Genomic DNA, 16,333 nt, shown 5'->3' with positions numbered 1-16,333 from the left:
GGCAAGAAAAAGCCGCCTGCACCCTGCCCCCTGACAGCTCGGTCCATGCCCGGGGCGAGCTGGTTTTCTCCGGCTCTGGGCCCCGTAGTCTCTTCGTCCGAGAACGAAGTTCTTNTTGCCCGTCGGCACGGCAAGCGAGGCCACGCGGAACAGTCCATTTGTGGAAACGTTGAATGGTCGCACGCAGGATCCACGTGCGTAGCGCCCCAGGCAGCTCGGTCCGGATTTGTCCCCTGGGCCGGGCTGCTCCCTTTTGGCCATCGAGTGTGTGCCATTTCATACACAAACCCCAATAGCGCCTTGTTAGGATGACGGTACTGGGATTTCAGGGCACCAGTGAGATGAACGCCGCCGGGACGCTATATTTCTAGCCCTGTGTATACCGAAAACTTTATCCGGGTTGATGACGTAATGGAATCGCCTAAGCTGGCGGAATGATCGGGCCGCTCTGTTTCGTGCTGGCCGTCTTGGCTTCGCCCCTCAAGTCGAAGAGCCGACTTGAAGCAGAGAATGCGGCGCTCAGACATCAGCTGATTGTCTTGAGGCGTAAGATGCGGGGTCGTGTCCGGCTCACCAACGATGATCGCTGGTTCTTCATTCAGCTGTATCGCTGGTATCCATCGATCTTGCAGGTCCTCACGATCATCCGGCCCGAGACGGTCGTGCGGGGCACCGGGCCGGCTTCCGGCTATTGGCGTTGGAAGTCGCGCCCGATCGGAGGGGCGGCCGCCGATCGACACGAGGCTGCGCGCGTTGATCCGGCGGATCAGCGTCGAAAATCCGCTTTGGGGCGCGCCACGCATCCACGGCGAACTGCTCAAGCTCGGGTTCGAGGTCGCGCAGTCCAGCGTCGCCAAGTACATGGTGAAGCGACGCGGGCCACCCAGCCAGGGATGGCGGATCTTCTCGCGTAATCACGCGCCGGACATTGCCGCCATGGATTTGTTCGCTGTTCCGACCATCGGTTTCGACCTGCTCTATGCATTTGTCATTGTTCGACTAGACCGCAGAGACCTGGTCTGGATCAACGTCACAGCAAATCCGAGGGCGGAATGGGTTGCATGTCAAATCACGGAGGCATTTCCTTGGGATAAGGCTCCGCACTACCTCATCCATGATCGCGACCGGATCTATGGCAGCGTCGTCACGCGCCGATTGCGAGCCATGGGCATCCGGGACAAGCCTACCGCACCAGCCTCGCCTTGGCAGAATGGCTTTGCTGAACGGCTGATCGGATCGATCCGGCGTGAGTGTTTGGACCACGTCATTGTTTTGGGCGAGGCGCATCTGCGTCGGGTTCTGCAATCCTACGCCGACTATTACAATAACGTCAGAACGCATCGATCCTTGAACAAGGACGCGCCGATTTCTCGCCCGGTTCACCGAACCGGTGCGATCAGTTCACGCGCCATCCTGGGCGGACTTCATCACCACTACGCCCGAGCTTAAGTCTTCGGTACATACGGCCTTCGACCAAAAACGAAACCAGCACAGAATTTCCAAATGGGAGGCAAACGGAATTTCCAAATGCGCGGAAAATTCTGCGTTAAACAAGGCCGTTTTCATAACAAAATCAGCGCGTTGTCTGTGGCTGGGGCGGGAGGGATCGAACCTCCGAATGGCGGAATCAAAATCCGCTGCCTTACCGCTTGGCTACGCCCCAATGTCAGGTCCGGAAGGCGCGGAACATAGCCGCAGCCCCCTCGGTCTGGCAACGCCGGTCTACAGAGGGAGTCGGACCATTTCAACCGTTTCTCCCCCTCAATTCGGTTATCCGGACGGTTGAGGGAAGCATGGTTTCGTGGGAAGACGACGCCAATGTTCCCTCGGGGAGTAACGCCATGACCTACCGCGCGCCGATCGACGACATCCTGCTCGCCCTTAACCATGGTGCTGGACTGAAGGCCGCCCTCGCCGCCGGCCATTACGGCGATTTCGACGGCGACATCGCCCAGCCGGTGCTGGAGGAAGCCGGCAAGTTCGCAAGCGACGTGCTGGCGCCGCTCAACCGCATTGGCGACCAGAACGGCGTCAAACTCGCGGACGGCAAGGTGACGACCGCGCCGGGCTGGCCCGACGCCTATCAGCGCTGGGCGGCCGCGGGCTGGAACGCGGTGTCGGGCCCGGAAGCCTTCGGCGGCCAAGGCTTGCCGCTCGTGATCAATGCCGCCTGCACCGAGATCTGGAGCGCGTCGAATTCGGCGTTCGGCCTCTGCCCGCTGCTCACGCTCTCCGCGATCGAGGCGCTGGACGCCCATGGCAGCGAAGAGCTGAAGACAATCTACCTTGCCAAGCTCGTCTCCGGCGAGTGGACCGGCACGATGCAGCTCACCGAGCCGCAGGCGGGCTCCGACGTCGGCGCGCTGCGCACCCGCGCCGACCGCGCCGGTGACGGCACCTACCGCATCAAGGGCACCAAGATCTTCATCACCTATGGCGATCACGACATGACCGACAATATCGTTCATTTCGTGCTCGCCCGCCTGCCCGATGCGCCCGCGGGCACAAAGGGCATCTCGCTGTTCCTGATCCCGAAATTCCTGGTCAATCCCGACGGCTCGCTCGGCGCACGCAACGACATCTATCCCTCCGGCGTCGAGCACAAGCTCGGCATGCACGCCTCCCCGACCTGCACCATGACCATGGGCGACCATGGCGGCGCCATCGGCTATCTGATCGGCGAAGAGAACCAGGGCATGCGATGCATGTTCACGATGATGAATCAGGCCCGGCTCGCGGTCGGCCTCGAAGGCGTCGGCCTTGCCGACCGCGCCTACCAGCAGGCGCTCGCCTATGCCCAGGAACGCCGCCAGGGCCGCGCCGTCGGCAGCAAGAGCGAGAGCTCGGATCCGATCATCGCGCATCCCGATGTCAAGCGCATGCTGATGCAGATGCGCGCCATGACGGCAGCCGCCCGCGCGATCTGCTATGCGACTGCGGTCGCACTCGACATTTCCACGCGCGCGAAGGATCCGATGGTGCGCAGCGATGCGGCCGCGCGCGGCGCGCTGCTGACGCCGATCGCGAAAGCCTTCTCCACCGACGTCGGCAACGAGGTCGCCTATCTCGGCGTGCAGGTGCATGGCGGCATGGGCTTCATCGAGGAGACCGGCGCGGCCCAGCACTATCGCGACGCGCGCATCACCGCGATCTATGAGGGCACCAACGGCATCCAGTCGATCGACCTCGTCACCCGCAAGCTCGCGGCCAATGGCGGCGCCTCGGTCTGGGCGCTGCTCGAAGAGCTCTCCGCGATCGTCAAGCAGGTGGAAGCTTCCAACGATCCCGCGTTCGGCACCACCGGCGCCAAATTGCGCGATGCGCTCGGCGCCCTCGAACGCAGCAGCCGCTGGTTGCTCGAGCGCCTCGCCTCGGCGCCAAACGATGCGCTTGCCGGCGCCACGCCTTACCTGCGCCTGTTCGGCGCGACGCTCGGCGGCTGCATGCTGGCCGGCGAAGCGTTCGCCGTGAAAAGCGGCGACGAGGCCGGCGATCCGCAGCGCTATATCGCGCTGGCCCGCTTCTTCGCCGAGAACGTCACCGTCCAGGCACCATCGCTCGAGAAGACGGTCACCGACAGCGCGGAGGCCATCAACGGCGCAGACGCGGTGCTGTTGGGGTAAGCGGCGCATCCGCATTTTTTCTGTCATTCCGGGGCGCGCAAAGCGCGAGCCCGGAATCCATTTCTCCGCCTGCGCCTGTAGCCCGATGGATTCCGGACCTGCGTGCTGCGCACACATCCCGGAATGACGGGCGTGAGCGCGGACGAGCTTCCGATCAACCTGCCGTGGGCTGTCGCGGGATACAGGATAGTCGCGCGCATACGAGTCCTTCCAAGCGATGCCATCAAGTGAGGGAACAAACGTGCCCACCGGATTTGTTCAGACCTATCGCGCTTTCGCCTACAACAACGCGTGGGCCAATTATCGGCTGCTCACGGCCTGCAAAAATCTCAGCCAGGAGGATTTTGCGGCCGAGCGGACGGGTTTCTTTCCCAGCCTGCAGCGGACCTTGAACCACGTCTACGTCATCGATCTGTTCTACGTTGACGCGCTCGAAGGCGGATGGCTCGGACCGCGGGCCTGGGAAAACGAGGTGCCATGTCGAACCGTTGCGGAGCTGAAGCGCGCTCAAGCGATCGTCGACAAGCGCTTGATTGCGATCTGTGACGGCCTGACGCCCGAGTTGCTCAACGAGATCGTGCGGGTCAATCGCGGCACGTCCGTACAGACCGAACGCTGTGACCGCCTCCTCATGCATCTCTTCCAGCACCAGATCCACCATCGCGGCCAGGCGCACGCGATGCTGTCTGGAACGGCGATCGAGCCACCTCAGCTCGACGAGTTCTTTTCAGCCGGAGAAGCCCCCCTCAGGGCCGCCGAGTTTGCGAGCCTTGGCTGGACCGAGGATACCGTGTGGCGATCGTGATCGTCGGCTCCGGCCGCCCGATACATTCCGCGCCTGCGTGATCCTGACGCACCCCGGAATGACAAGGGCGTGGGAAAGCCGTGAGGGACATTGGGAGCCGGGCGGAGATCATGTAGGATAGCGAGGTGTTCGCCGGCGGCAATGGCGCCGCCTCCGCAAGGGACCGCTTGATGACCGGGCACCTCATCGTATCAGACGAAGCCGCAACGCGCGTGATCACGATGCGTCGGCCCGAGAAGAAGAACGCGATCACCGAGGAGATGTATCGCGCGATGAGCGATGCGATCGACACCGCGCAGAACAATCCGAATATCCGTTGCCTCATCATCACCGGCGGCTCCGGCGTGTTCACCGGGGGCCATGATGTCGAGGATTTCCTGAAGCAGGCCACTGCCAATCCCGACGCGGTGCGCACCGCCGCCGCGGTCAAGTTCCTCTACTCGCTGGCGCACAACGTGAAGCCGATCATCGCCGCCGTCGACGGAGTCGCGATCGGCATCGGCACCACCATGCTGTTCCACTGCGACTACGTGCTCGCCAGCAGCACGGCGACCTTCGCGACGCCGTTCATCCATCTGGGGCTGGTGCCCGAGGGCGCCTCGAGCCTGTTGATGCCGCGCACGATGGGACACCAGCGCGCCTTCGAGATGCTGGTGATGGGCCGCACCATGGACGCCCACGACGCCCGAATCGCCGGCTTCGTCAACGCGGTGGTGGCTCCGGGCCATACCGAAACGGAAGCGCGGAAAGTGGCGCGCGAGATCTGCGCGCTGCCGGCCGACGCGGTCGCAATCGCCCGCAAGCTGATCAAACTCCCGCCGGAAGATATGACCCGCCGCATCGACCAGGAGGCTCATCTGTTCAGCGAGCGGATGCGCTCCAAGGAAGCAGTCTCTGCCTTCAAGGCATTCTTTGCGCGCAAGCAGAATTGAACCGGCTTTGCGCGCAAGCAAAATTGAACCGGAACGTCGCAAAATCGTTGCCGCGCCTCTCCATATTCACCCCATGAGAACCCATCACATCCTCGCAGCGCTGGCGCTGATGGCTGGATTTGCCCTTGCACCTTGCCAGGCCCAAACCGCCTCGCCCGTCGATCTGCGCATCCTCGCGATCAACGATTTCCACGGCTATCTGCGGCCGTCGCCGGGCGGCATCCGGATCAGCGATCCCGACGACAAAGCGAAGAAGATCGTCATGCCCGCCGGCGGCGCCGAGCACATGGCGACGTTGGTGCGGCAGCTCCGCGAGGGACACAAGAACACGATCTTCGTCGCGGCCGGCGACCTGATCGGCGCGAGCCCGTTTTTGTCGGCGATGTTCCATGACGAGCCGACCATCGAGTCGCTGTCGATGATGGGGCTCGAGGTCGCCTCCGTCGGCAACCACGAATTCGACGAGGGCATCGACGAACTGCGGCGAATGCAGAACGGCGGCTGCCATCCAACCGAGAAGTGCCGCGGTCCTCATCCCTTCCCCGGCGCCAAATTCCACTATCTCGCCGCGAGCACCTTCGAGAAGGCCTCCGGCAAGACCGTGTTTCCGCCCTACGAGATCAGGCAATTCGAGGGCATCCCGGTCGCGTTCATCGGGCTGACGCTGAGGGGCACGCCGAACATCATCTCGCCGGCGAGCGCCGCCGGCCTCGAATTCCGCGATGAAGCCGAGACGGTGAATGCGCTCGTTCCGGAACTGAAGGCGCGCGGCGTCGAGGCGATCGTGGTCCTGATCCATGAAGGCGGCCTGCCGACCGGCGACTACAACGAATGCCCCTCCATCTCCGGCCCGATCGTCGACATCGTGAAGAGGTTTGATCGCGCGGTCGACGTCGTGATCTCCGGCCACACCCACCAGGCCTATGTCTGCGACATCGACGGCCGGCTCGTCACTTCCGGCGACAAATACGGCACGCTCGTCACCGCGATCGACCTCAAGCTCGATCCCAAGACCCGCGACGTCATCAGCGCCAAGGCCGAGAACACCATCGTCCGCAGCCAGACGCTGGCCAAGGACGCGAGCCAGAGCGCGCTGATCGAGGCCTACGACCGGCTGGCCGCACCGATCGCCGACCGTCCGGCAGGCTCGGTCACGGAAACGCTGTCGCGCGTGCCGAACGAGGCAGGCGAAAGCGCGCTCGGTGACATCATTGCTGACGCCCAGCTCGCCGCGACGACGGCGCCGGAAAAAGGCGGCGCGGTGATCGCCTTCACCAATCCGGGCGGCGTCCGCACCGATATTGCGCGGAGAGAGGACGGCGCCGTCACCTATGCCGACCTGTTCTCGAGCCAGCCGTTCCGCAACCAGCTCATCACGCTGACGCTCACCGGCAAGCAGATCAAGGACACGCTCGAGCAACAATGGCTTGACCCGAAGCGTCCGCGGATCCTGCAGGTGTCGAAGGGGTTCGCTTACGCCTGGGATGCGAACAAGAGTGACGGCGAGCGCATCATCGCCGAGAAGATGACGCTGAATGGCGTGCCGATCGACCCCGCCGCGACCTATCGGGTGACGGTCAACAATTTCCTGTCGCTCGGCGGCGACGGCTTCACCGTGCTGAAAGAAGGTCAGGCACCGCTGACCGGCCCCTATGATGTCGATGCGCTCCAGGCCTATTTCCAGGCGAACAGCCCGGTTGGGTCCGCGCCCGGCAACCGGATCCAGCGGATCAACTGACCCACAGGCCCGTAGCCCGGGTGGAGCGAAGCGCAACCCGGGATCTTCGATCAGCACACGGCAAATCGCACGGGTTTCCCGGGTTGCGCTGCGCTCCACCCGGGCTACGAAAGCCACAGAGGGCTTTCGCGGTGGGCGCCAAGCGCCTAAATAGAGGCTTACTCGCAAGAACGCGCAGCGAATGCGCTGGAAACCTGCATGACCCTTCTTCTGACGCATTCCGCCTGCCTCGACCACCTGACACCATCAGGCCACCCCGAACGCCCCGACCGGTTGCGTGCGGTCGCCGAGGTGCTCGGTGAGGAGCGGTTCGCACCGCTCGCACGCGGTGAAGCGCCGGAAGGCGGCCTCGATTCCGTCATGCTCTGCCATGGCGAGCTTTATGTCGGCGAGCTCCGCCACATCGCTCCGACCTCCGGCCTGGTTTACATCGATGGCGACACCTCGATGTCGCCGGGCACCTGGGAAGCGGTGATGCGCGGCGTCGGCGGCGCCGTTGCGGCTACCGATGCGGTGATGTCGGGCGAGCATCCGAATGCTTTCGTCGCGGTTCGGCCGCCCGGCCATCATGCCGAAGCCAGCCGTCCCATGGGCTTCTGCTTCTTCGACAATGCCGCGATTGCCGCGCGCCACGCCCAGCGCAAGTTCGGCATCGGCCGCGTCGCCGTGGTTGATTTCGATGTTCATCATGGCAACGGCACCCAGGATATCTTCTGGGCCGATCCGACCGTGATGTATTGCTCGACGCACCAGATGCCGCTGTTTCCGGGCACCGGCAGCCGCGGCGAGCGCGGCGAGCACGACACCATCGTCAACGCACCGCTCGCGCCCGAAGATGGCGGTGCGCAATTCCGCTCGGCGTTCGACAATTTGATCCTGCCGCAATTGGAAAAATTCGGCCCCGAGCTCGTCATCATCTCCGCCGGCTTCGATGCGCATTACCGCGATCCGCTCGCCTCGCTCAACCTGAGGGCCGACGACTTCGGCTGGGTGACGCACAAGCTTCTGGATCTCGCCGATCGGCACGCCGGCGGACGGGTGGTTTCCGTGCTCGAAGGCGGCTATGATCTGCAGGGATTGAAAGAGTCGGTGGCCGCGCATGTCACCGCATTGATGGGCGCGTAAATCGGCGCCACATTACTTCCGCAGAGAATTGCTTTGATTCTGCGCTGGGAACGGCGCAGCCGAAAAACGCGAATGGGAACGCGAGTAAATGGCAGAAAACACCACTCAAGTCGAAAACAACAAGGTCGACGTCAAGAAGCTCTCCTTCGAACGCGCGATGGAGGAACTTGAATCGATCGTCAAACGGCTTGAGGACGGCAAGGTGCCACTTGAGGAATCGGTCGCGATTTATGAACGCGGCGAGGCGCTGAAGCGCCGCTGCGAGGAACTGCTGCGGCAGGCCGAGGCGCGCGTCGACAAGATCACGACCGACGCCAGCGGCCAGGCCACGGGAACCGAGCCGCTCGACGTGCAATAGAGCATGATCCGAGAAATGGATCGATGCCGTCCGATCGGATCATGATCTAACCGCGACGTGGCGTCGCAATCGGGCAGCAGGTTCAGGCGAATCTGCCGGTCTTCCCCAGAGTCGGCCGAAATAGCTCTTGGCGCATCGCGCTGGCTGCTATAGTCCCGATCTCATCTGGGGACAGTAAGTGCGCGTTCGGCACCGCCATATCATTTATATCCAGGGATACGATCCGCGCGGCCTTGCGCAATACTACCGCATGTTCAGGACCGAACTGCGGAAATTCAGCCGTCTCTACCAGTTATCGGCCACCATGAGCCGGCCGAAGGTTGCCGACGACGACGAGATCGCGTCCTGGACCATTGAGACCAAGGCGGCCGACTGGCAGACCCGCACGTCCTACGATTTCCTGCGGTTCGAGGATTTCATCCAGCGCGACCTCGCCGCGCCGATCTGGCGCACCGTGTTTCATGCCCTCTGGATCTACTGGGGGTTGGTCTTCACCGGCACGATCGCCCGGTTCACGCGGGCGAACTGGCGTTTCACGGCGTTCATCACCTATCCGCACGTCGTGCTGCTGCTGGAAGCGTTGTGCGCTGCGGCAGTCGCGTTCGTGTTCGAAAAGGGGCTTAGTGCGATCGGCGTCCCCGATCTCTTCAGTGTTGCCGCGGCAACCACGATCTTCGTGGCCGTGCTCGGCACCATGCTGAAATACACCGAGAACAACACTTACGTGCTCTATCTCCTGTCGGACACGATCTGGACCTGGGAGTTCTCGCATCGACGGCGTCCGGAGTGGGACGAGCGCATCGACCGTTTTGCACGGCACCTCGTCAACATCGCGCGCAGCAGCGATGCCGACGAGATCGTGCTGGTCGGCCACAGCTCGGGATCGTTCTTAGGGACCGAGATCCTGGCGCGGGCGCTGAGGCTCGACCCGTCATTGGGCCGCCACGGCCCTCGCGTGGTGCTGTTCACCATTGGCGGCAATCTTCCGATTGTCGGCTTTCACAAGGTATCGCAGGATTTTCGCGACCATTTGCGGCAATTGGCGCTGGAACCCTCGATCGAATGGATCGACTGCCAGGCCCGCAAGGACGTGATGAACTTCTACCAGTTCGATCCGATCTCGAGCCACGGCATCGAACTCGGCGATACCAGGCGCAATCCGACCATTGTGCCGGTCCGCTTCCGCGACATCGTGAAGCCGGAGCATTATAATACCTTCCGCTGGCAGTTCTTCCGGGTGCATTTTCAGTTCGTGATGGCCAATCAACGCCCGCATCCTTACGATTTTTTCATGATCGTGTGCGGTCCGGTGCCGCTGAAGGAGCGGATGGCGTTTCCGGAGGCTGCCCTGGAGATTGCGACCGGCAATCCGGCTGCCCGCGAGCAGGCCTGGCGCCAGATCGAGATGTGCGGCGCGGAGGCAACGCCTGGCGGGAATTTGCTTGAGCTGGAACCTTCCGCCCGCCGGCACGGTTAAAAACCGTAGACTTTTCAATTCCCCCGCTTGGGCTCCCCCGGGAACCCAGCCGCTGGGCGGCTTGGCTTTGCCGTCGGCTTTGGTGTAAAGCTTGCCGTTCTATGGCTGTTTGGGGGCAGCTTGCCGCAGATTTGGCGGCAGCGGATACCTCTTAAAGGGCTGAAAAAATGACCGGGACGGGTGCAGTTACCAGCGTGATGCATATCACGTGGTTCGATCCGGAGTGCATCTAGGCTTTCAAATCAGGCGCCGGCCTGCCAAGGCGGCAACTGGCGTCTGGACTCTCACGGCGCAATCGATGCGCCCCCATCTCCGGTCGGGCCGCTGGCCCTGACCTCAAGAACTGGAATATCGCTGTGACCACATACAGTAAGACGCCGCTTCTCGACACAATCCGCACGCCCGACGACCTGCGCCGGCTCAAGGTGGAGCAGGTACGGCAGGTCGCCGATGAGCTTCGGCAGGAAACCATCGACGCGGTTTCCGTGACGGGCGGCCACTTCGGCGCCGGGCTCGGCGTGGTCGAGCTGACCACCGCGATCCACTATGTCTTCGACACCCCGCGCGACCGGCTGATCTGGGACGTGGGCCACCAGGCCTATCCGCACAAGATCCTGACCGGCCGGCGCGACCGCATCCGCACGCTCCGCACCGGCGGCGGCCTGTCCGGATTCACCAAGCGCAGCGAGAGCGACTACGATCCGTTCGGCGCCGCCCATTCCTCGACCTCGATCTCCGCCGGGCTCGGCATGGCGGTGGCGCGCGATCTCTCCGGCGGCACCAACAACGTGATCGCCGTGATCGGCGACGGCGCGATGTCGGCAGGCATGGCCTATGAGGCGATGAACAATGCCGGCGCCATGAATTCGCGCCTGATCGTGATCCTGAATGACAACGACATGTCGATCGCCCCGCCGGTCGGTGCGATGAGCGCCTATCTGTCGCGGCTCTATTCGGGCAAGACCTACCGCTCGCTGCGCGAGGCGGCAAAGCAGATCAACAAGCATCTGCCGAAGGTGCTGGCCAACCGCGCCAACCGCGTCGAAGAATATTCCCGCGGCTTCATGATGGACGGTGGCACGCTGTTCGAGGAACTCGGCTTCTATTATGTCGGTCCGATCGACGGCCACAACCTCGACCACCTGCTGCCGGTCCTGAAGAACGTCCGCGACATGGATACGGGCCCGATCCTGGTCCACGTCGTGACGCAGAAGGGTAAGGGCTACGGCCCGGCAGAAGCCTCCGCCGACAAGTATCACGCCGTGGTCAAGTTCGACGTCGCCACCGGCACCCAGAGCAAGGCCAAGCCAAATGCGCCGGCCTACCAGAACGTGTTCGGTCAGAGCCTCGTCAAGGAAGCCCAGAAGGACGACAAGATCGTTGGCATCACCGCCGCGATGCCGTCCGGCACCGGCATCGACATCTTCAACAAGGCGTTCCCGAACCGCACGTTTGACGTCGGCATCGCCGAGCAGCATGCCGTGACCTTCGCGGCCGGCCTTGCCGCCGAGGGCTACAAGCCGTTCTGCGCGATCTACTCGACCTTCCTGCAGCGCGGCTATGACCAGGTGGTCCATGACGTCGCGATCCAGAGCCTGCCGGTCCGCTTCGCGATCGACCGCGCCGGCCTGGTCGGCGCCGACGGTGCGACCCATGCCGGCTCGTTCGACAACGCCTATCTCGGCTGTCTGCCGAACTTCGTCATCATGGCGGCCTCTGACGAAGCGGAGCTCGTGCACATGGTCGCAACGCAGGTGGCGATCAACGACCGCCCGAGCGCGGTGCGCTATCCGCGCGGCGAAGGCCGCGGCGTCGAAATGCCCGAAGTCGGCATCCCCCTTGAGATCGGCAAGGGCCGCATCATCCGCCAAGGCAAGAAGGTCGCCCTGCTCTCCTTCGGCACCCGCCTCGCCGAATGCGAGAAGGCCGCCGACGAGCTGGCGGCGCATGGCCTCTCCGCCACGATCGCAGATGCGCGCTTCATGAAGCCGCTCGACGAAGAGATGATCCTGAAGCTCGCGCGCGACCACGAAATCCTGATCGCCATCGAGGAAGGCTCGATCGGCGGTTTCGGCTCGCATGTGATGCAGCTCCTCGCCGAGCACGGCATGCTCGACGGCGGTCTGCGCATGCGTTCGATGGTGCTGCCCGACGTGTTCCTCGATCACGACACGCCGGCGGCGATGTATGCGCAGGCAGGCCTCGACGCCAAGAGCATCGTCGCCAAGGTGTTCGAGACCCTCGGCAAGGATTTCAAGACCGAGACCGTCAAGCTCGCCTGACCTCAGGCTTGCCTGCGGATTCCGCGATGAAGATCTATCTGGCAGGTCCCGACGTGTTCCTGCCGGATGCGATGGAAATTGGACGGCGCAAGGCCGAGCTTTGCACGCGGTACGGCTTAAGTGGCCTCTATCCGCTCGACAACGCGGTCGATCTGTCGGCGCTAGACGCTTCCCTCATCATCTTCAAGGGCAACGAGGCGATGATGGAGGCGGCCGATGCCGTCATCGCCAATTTGACGCCGTTTCGTGGCCCCAGTGCCGACGCAGGCACCGTCTATGAGCTCGGCTACATGGCGGGGCGCGGCAAATTGTGCTTGGGCTATTCGAACGACCCCGCGTCATATGCAACTCGCGTTGCGCGCCTATATGAAGTGACGACGTTGCCCGACGGCCGCCTTGCCGATGGACACGGCCTCACTGTGGAAGAGTTTGGCTTGCCCGACAATCTGATGATGATGCACGCCCTCGACCTGCACGGCTGCCCGCTCGTGACGCCGAAGGCTGCACCTGCGGATATCTGGCACGACCTCACCTGCTTCGAGGCCTGCGTCCGCCTTGCCGCAGACCACGGGCGAAAGACGGGTCGAAGCCGATGAAGAAAAGCGAAAGCGAGCATGCCCCGCGCAAGCGCGCGGATGTGCTGCTGGTTGAGCGCGGCCTGTTCGAGAGCCGGGCGCGGGCGCGCGCGGCGATCGAAGCCGGGCTCGTGATCGCGGACGGCAAACAGGTGGCGAAACCCTCCGATACGCTTGCGTCCGATGCGACGCTGTCGGCGGAGCCCGCGCACCCCTATGTTTCGCGCGGCGGCGTGAAGCTGGCCGGGGCGCTGGAACAATATCCTGTAGACATCGAAGGTCACGTCTGCCTCGATGTCGGCGCTTCGACCGGCGGCTTCACCGAGGTGCTGCTCGCCAATGGCGCCAGCCTAGTGTTTGCCATCGACGTCGGGCACGGCCAATTGCATCCTTCGCTGCAGGGCCATCCCAGGGTCGTGTCGATGGAAGAGACCGATATCCGCTCGTTCGAGGGCAAGCGCCTGCCGGCGCGGCCGGACGTCGTCGTCATCGACGTCAGCTTCATCTCGCTGAAGTTGGTGTTGCCGGTCGCGCTGTCGCTCGCGGCAGCGCCGATGCACCTGCTCGCGCTGATCAAGCCGCAATTCGAGGCCCAGCGAAAGCATTTGAAGCATGGCATCATCCGCAACGCGATGGTACATCAGGAAATCTGCGACGACATCGCGGCCTTTGCCGCTGCCCAGGGCTGCACCGATATCCAGGTCTTTCCGTCCCCGATCACCGGCGGCGACGGCAACATCGAATTCTTCCTCGGCGCGCGCCGTGGCTGAACGGCTCGTGATCGACCATGTCGGCCATCGCGGCGACGGCGTCGCGATGGAGAACGGCCAGGCGATCTATGTGCCTTATGCGCTCGCCGGCGAGACGATCGAGGCGGCTAGCGTTCCCGGCCATCCCGACCGGCGTCGATTGCTCCAGGTCGAGCGCGCCAGTCCCGAACGCATCGCGCCGTTCTGCCCGCATTTCGGCGTCTGCGGCGGCTGCGCGATCCAGCATTGGGATCATGAAAGCTACCAGGCCTGGAAGCGCGAGCTCGTCGTCGAGGCGCTGGCGCAGGCCAAGGTTGCGGCCGAGGTCGCCCCGCTGATCGACGCCCACGGCCTCGGGCGCCGCCGCATCACGCTTCACGCGCGGATGGGCACGCATGAGGTGCGCAAGGTCGGCTTCGCCGCGGCAAGTTCCCACGACATCATCCCCGTCGATCGTTGTCCGATCCTCGATCCGGGTCTCAGCGGCGCGCTCGACGCAGCCTGGGCGATCGCCGAGCCGTTGATAGCGATGGGCAAGCCGCTCGACATCCAGGTGACTGCAACCCTCAATGGCCTTGATGTCGACGTCCGCGGCTCCGGCGCCCTGCCCTCGACCATGATCGCCGCCCTGTCGCGCATCGCCGAACAGCATCGCCTGGCGCGGCTGACGCGGCATGGCGAGTTGGTGCTGATGCGCGCCCCTCCCGCGGTGATGATCGGAACGGCCCAGGTGATTCTGCCGCCGGGCTCGTTCCTGCAAGCGACAATCGCCGGCGAAGAGACGCTGGCGCGGCTCGTCAGCGATCACTGCCAGCGCGCCAAGCAGGTCGCCGATCTCTTCTGCGGCGTCGGCCCGTTCGCCCTGCGCCTCGCCGCGAAATCGCGGGTCGCCGCCTTCGATAGCGACGCCGGCGCTGTCACGAGCCTGCAGAAGGCCGCGACCTCGACGGCGGGCTTGAAGCCGGTCAAAGCCGAGCCACGCGACCTGTTCCGCCGCCCGCTGGTGCCGCAGGAATTGCGCGACTACGACGCAGTCGTGTTCGATCCGCCACGCCAGGGCGCGCAGGCGCAGGCAACCCAGCTTGCCGCAAGCAAGGTGCCCACCGTCGTGGCGGTGTCCTGCAACGCCGCGACCTTCGCCCGCGATGCAAAAATCCTGATCGACGGCGGCTACAGGATCGAAGGCGTCACACCTGTCGATCAGTTCCGCCACACGCCGCACGTCGAGCTGGTGGCGCGATTTACGCGCAAGCGCTGACCGCCGTAGCCAAATCGCATCACGTCGGAGATGCCAGTTGATGGGCCCTCGCCCCTTGTGGGAGAGGGCTGCTCAGTCGCCAGCCACGAATTCGTTTGGGTGAGGGGTTGCCTCCACGCGCACCGTTGCCGCGGAGAGAATCCCTCATCCGGCGCGCATTGCATGCGCGCCACCTTCTCCCACAAGGGGAGAAGGGAAGAATGCCGCGGCTCCCTTCGCGTAGTAGGACGGCAGGCTTTGACCTCGGTCAACAGCCATAGGCCGCGACGGCGCTAACTGCTTTCTAGTGGAATTGCGTGGAAGCGGGTCGATGCTCATCGATAGACGACAAACGTTCGGAACCGCGCTTGGGCTTGGCGCGGCGGCGATCATAGGCCGATCGTCGCAGGCAGGAGCAGCAGCAATGACGTATGAGGAGGCGGCCGGCATCATCAGAGCGCCGTTGCGGTCCACGCCGCGAAACCGAGAACTGGTGCGCTTTGCCAGCCTGGCGGCCAACAGCCATAACATGCAGCCCTGGACCTTCACCGCGAGCGCCGACAGAATCGTCATCGCGCCCGACTTCACACGGAGATGCTCCGTGGTCGATCCGGACGACCACCATCTCTTCGTCAGTCTGGGATGCGCGGCGGAAAACCTCGTGCTGGCAGCCTCGATGCTCGGGCTGAAGGCCAATGCGATCGTCGAGAGCGACGAGGTCGTGATCGACCTCGAAGCGGCCCCCGCCTCAAGCTCGCCGCTCGCCGAGGCGATCGCGGTTCGCCAGAGCACCCGCACGATCTATGACGGCAAGCCCGTTTCACCCGAGACGCTGCGCTTGCTGGAGAGCGCATGTCGGGAGCCTGGCGTCTCGACCATCATGATAAGCGACCGGGCCGGGATCCTGGACGTCGCCGACTACGTTGTTCAGGCTAACTCGGCACAGATGCGCGACAAGGCGTTCATCGACGAACTGCGACGCTGGCTGCGCTTCAGCGAAGCCGACGCCATGGCGAAGATGGACGGATTGTTCTCGCGCTGCTCTGGAAATCCCGCGCTGCCCGCCTGGATTGCCCGGCCGCTTCTCAGCTTCTTCCTCACCCAAGAGGCAGAGAACAAGAAGTATCGCGAGCAGATCGCAAGCTCGGCGGGTGTCGTCGTCCTTGCATCTGATGCCGGCGACAAGGCCTACTGGATCGCAGTCGGCCGCGCCTGCCAGCGTTTCGGACTGCAGGCGACCGCGCTCGGACTAAAATATGCGTTCGTCAATCAATCGGTCGAGGTGCCCGCGATCCGCTCGCAATTCGCCTCGTTGGATCTTGGCGGTCGGCGCCCGGACATCATCATGCGCTTCGGCACAGGGCCCGCTCTGCCGAACTCGCTGCGCCGGGCACCGGAACAGGTGATGCGCGAGATGTCATAGCGGACGCCT

At 63.8% G+C, this 16,333-nt stretch carries 13 protein-coding genes and 1 tRNA gene; 13 read left to right on the top strand and 1 reads right to left on the bottom strand.

Going from position 1 to position 16,333, the window contains the following annotated elements:
- The first annotated feature begins 753 nt into the window (after positions 1 to 753).
- The gene (locus YY7_RS54525; RefSeq protein ID WP_245287597.1) at positions 754 to 1,449 is read left to right on the top strand and encodes an integrase core domain-containing protein; all 696 of its coding nucleotides are present in this window, start codon (positions 754 to 756) and stop codon (positions 1,447 to 1,449) included.
- Positions 1,450 to 1,588: 139 nt separating this feature from the next.
- On the opposite strand, the gene YY7_RS0141480 is transcribed toward YY7_RS54525, so the two are convergent.
- Positions 1,589 to 1,663, bottom strand: a tRNA-Gln gene (locus YY7_RS0141480).
- Between the two features lie 178 nt (positions 1,664 to 1,841).
- Between YY7_RS0141480 and YY7_RS0141475 the strand changes: the two genes are divergently transcribed.
- The 12 genes from YY7_RS0141475 (at position 1,842) to YY7_RS0141415 (ending at position 16,324) form a co-directional block, all read left to right on the top strand.
- On the top strand, positions 1,842 to 3,623 hold the full coding sequence (locus YY7_RS0141475) for an acyl-CoA dehydrogenase (RefSeq protein ID WP_028168311.1): 1,782 nt from the start codon (positions 1,842 to 1,844) through the stop codon (positions 3,621 to 3,623).
- A gap of 241 nt (positions 3,624 to 3,864) precedes the next feature.
- Complete coding sequence (locus YY7_RS0141465) at positions 3,865 to 4,428, top strand: DinB family protein (protein ID WP_028168310.1); 564 nt, start codon at positions 3,865 to 3,867, stop codon at positions 4,426 to 4,428.
- 170 nt (positions 4,429 to 4,598) lie between these two features.
- Entirely contained in the window at positions 4,599 to 5,360 is a 762-nt protein-coding gene (locus YY7_RS0141460; protein ID WP_028168309.1) for an enoyl-CoA hydratase-related protein, read from the top strand.
- A gap of 73 nt (positions 5,361 to 5,433) precedes the next feature.
- A complete protein-coding gene (locus YY7_RS0141455) occupies positions 5,434 to 7,098 on the top strand; it encodes a bifunctional metallophosphatase/5'-nucleotidase (protein WP_080664070.1) in 1,665 nt (554 codons plus the stop codon).
- Positions 7,099 to 7,296: 198 nt separating this feature from the next.
- A complete protein-coding gene (locus YY7_RS0141450; RefSeq protein ID WP_028168307.1) occupies positions 7,297 to 8,223 on the top strand; it encodes a histone deacetylase family protein in 927 nt (308 codons plus the stop codon).
- An 88-nt stretch (positions 8,224 to 8,311) separates the two neighbouring features.
- A complete protein-coding gene (locus YY7_RS0141445; RefSeq protein WP_028168306.1) occupies positions 8,312 to 8,581 on the top strand; it encodes an exodeoxyribonuclease VII small subunit in 270 nt (89 codons plus the stop codon).
- 178 nt (positions 8,582 to 8,759) lie between these two features.
- A complete protein-coding gene (locus YY7_RS0141440) occupies positions 8,760 to 10,058 on the top strand; it encodes an SGNH/GDSL hydrolase family protein (protein WP_028168305.1) in 1,299 nt (432 codons plus the stop codon).
- Positions 10,059 to 10,414: 356 nt separating this feature from the next.
- The gene (gene dxs / locus YY7_RS0141435) at positions 10,415 to 12,340 is read left to right on the top strand and encodes a 1-deoxy-D-xylulose-5-phosphate synthase (protein ID WP_028168304.1); all 1,926 of its coding nucleotides are present in this window, start codon (positions 10,415 to 10,417) and stop codon (positions 12,338 to 12,340) included.
- A 26-nt stretch (positions 12,341 to 12,366) separates the two neighbouring features.
- Positions 12,367 to 12,936, top strand: a complete 570-nt coding sequence (locus tag YY7_RS0141430) for a nucleoside 2-deoxyribosyltransferase (protein WP_028168303.1) — start codon at positions 12,367 to 12,369, stop codon at positions 12,934 to 12,936.
- Entirely contained in the window at positions 12,933 to 13,685 is a 753-nt protein-coding gene (locus tag YY7_RS0141425) for a TlyA family RNA methyltransferase (protein WP_028168302.1), read from the top strand. The genes YY7_RS0141430 and YY7_RS0141425 overlap by 4 nt, the downstream gene beginning before the upstream one ends.
- Positions 13,678 to 14,922 carry a class I SAM-dependent RNA methyltransferase gene (locus tag YY7_RS0141420; protein ID WP_028168301.1) on the top strand — a complete coding sequence of 415 codons (1,245 nt, stop codon included), beginning with the start codon at positions 13,678 to 13,680 and terminating at the stop codon, positions 14,920 to 14,922. Before YY7_RS0141425 ends, YY7_RS0141420 begins: the two co-directional genes overlap by 8 nt.
- 403 nt (positions 14,923 to 15,325) lie before the next feature.
- Complete coding sequence (locus YY7_RS0141415; RefSeq protein ID WP_245287596.1) at positions 15,326 to 16,324, top strand: Acg family FMN-binding oxidoreductase; 999 nt, start codon at positions 15,326 to 15,328, stop codon at positions 16,322 to 16,324.
- Positions 16,325 to 16,333: the final 9 nt, after the last annotated feature.

The organism is Bradyrhizobium elkanii WSM2783 (assembly GCF_000472865.1).
In the GTDB taxonomy this organism is placed as follows: Bacteria; Pseudomonadota; Alphaproteobacteria; order Rhizobiales; family Xanthobacteraceae; genus Bradyrhizobium; species Bradyrhizobium elkanii_A.
The sequence above is the reverse complement of the archived record's forward strand: the minus strand, read 5'-3'. Positions and strand labels throughout refer to the sequence as shown.

Bases quoted from the DNA above. Each gene is read 5' to 3' on its own strand.
- YY7_RS0141415 (WP_245287596.1), top strand. From the start codon at position 15,326: ATGACGTATGAGGAGGCGGCCGGCATCATCAGAGCGCCGTTGCGGTCC.
- YY7_RS0141445 (WP_028168306.1), top strand. From the start codon at position 8,312: ATGGCAGAAAACACCACTCAAGTCGAAAACAACAAGGTCGACGTCAAG.
- YY7_RS0141430 (WP_028168303.1), top strand. From the start codon at position 12,367: ATGAAGATCTATCTGGCAGGTCCCGACGTGTTCCTGCCGGATGCGATG.
- YY7_RS0141475 (WP_028168311.1), top strand. From the start codon at position 1,842: ATGACCTACCGCGCGCCGATCGACGACATCCTGCTCGCCCTTAACCAT.
- YY7_RS0141450 (WP_028168307.1), top strand. From the start codon at position 7,297: ATGACCCTTCTTCTGACGCATTCCGCCTGCCTCGACCACCTGACACCA.
- YY7_RS0141425 (WP_028168302.1), top strand. From the start codon at position 12,933: ATGAAGAAAAGCGAAAGCGAGCATGCCCCGCGCAAGCGCGCGGATGTG.
- YY7_RS0141460 (WP_028168309.1), top strand. From the start codon at position 4,599: ATGACCGGGCACCTCATCGTATCAGACGAAGCCGCAACGCGCGTGATC.
- YY7_RS0141455 (WP_080664070.1), top strand. From the start codon at position 5,434: ATGAGAACCCATCACATCCTCGCAGCGCTGGCGCTGATGGCTGGATTT.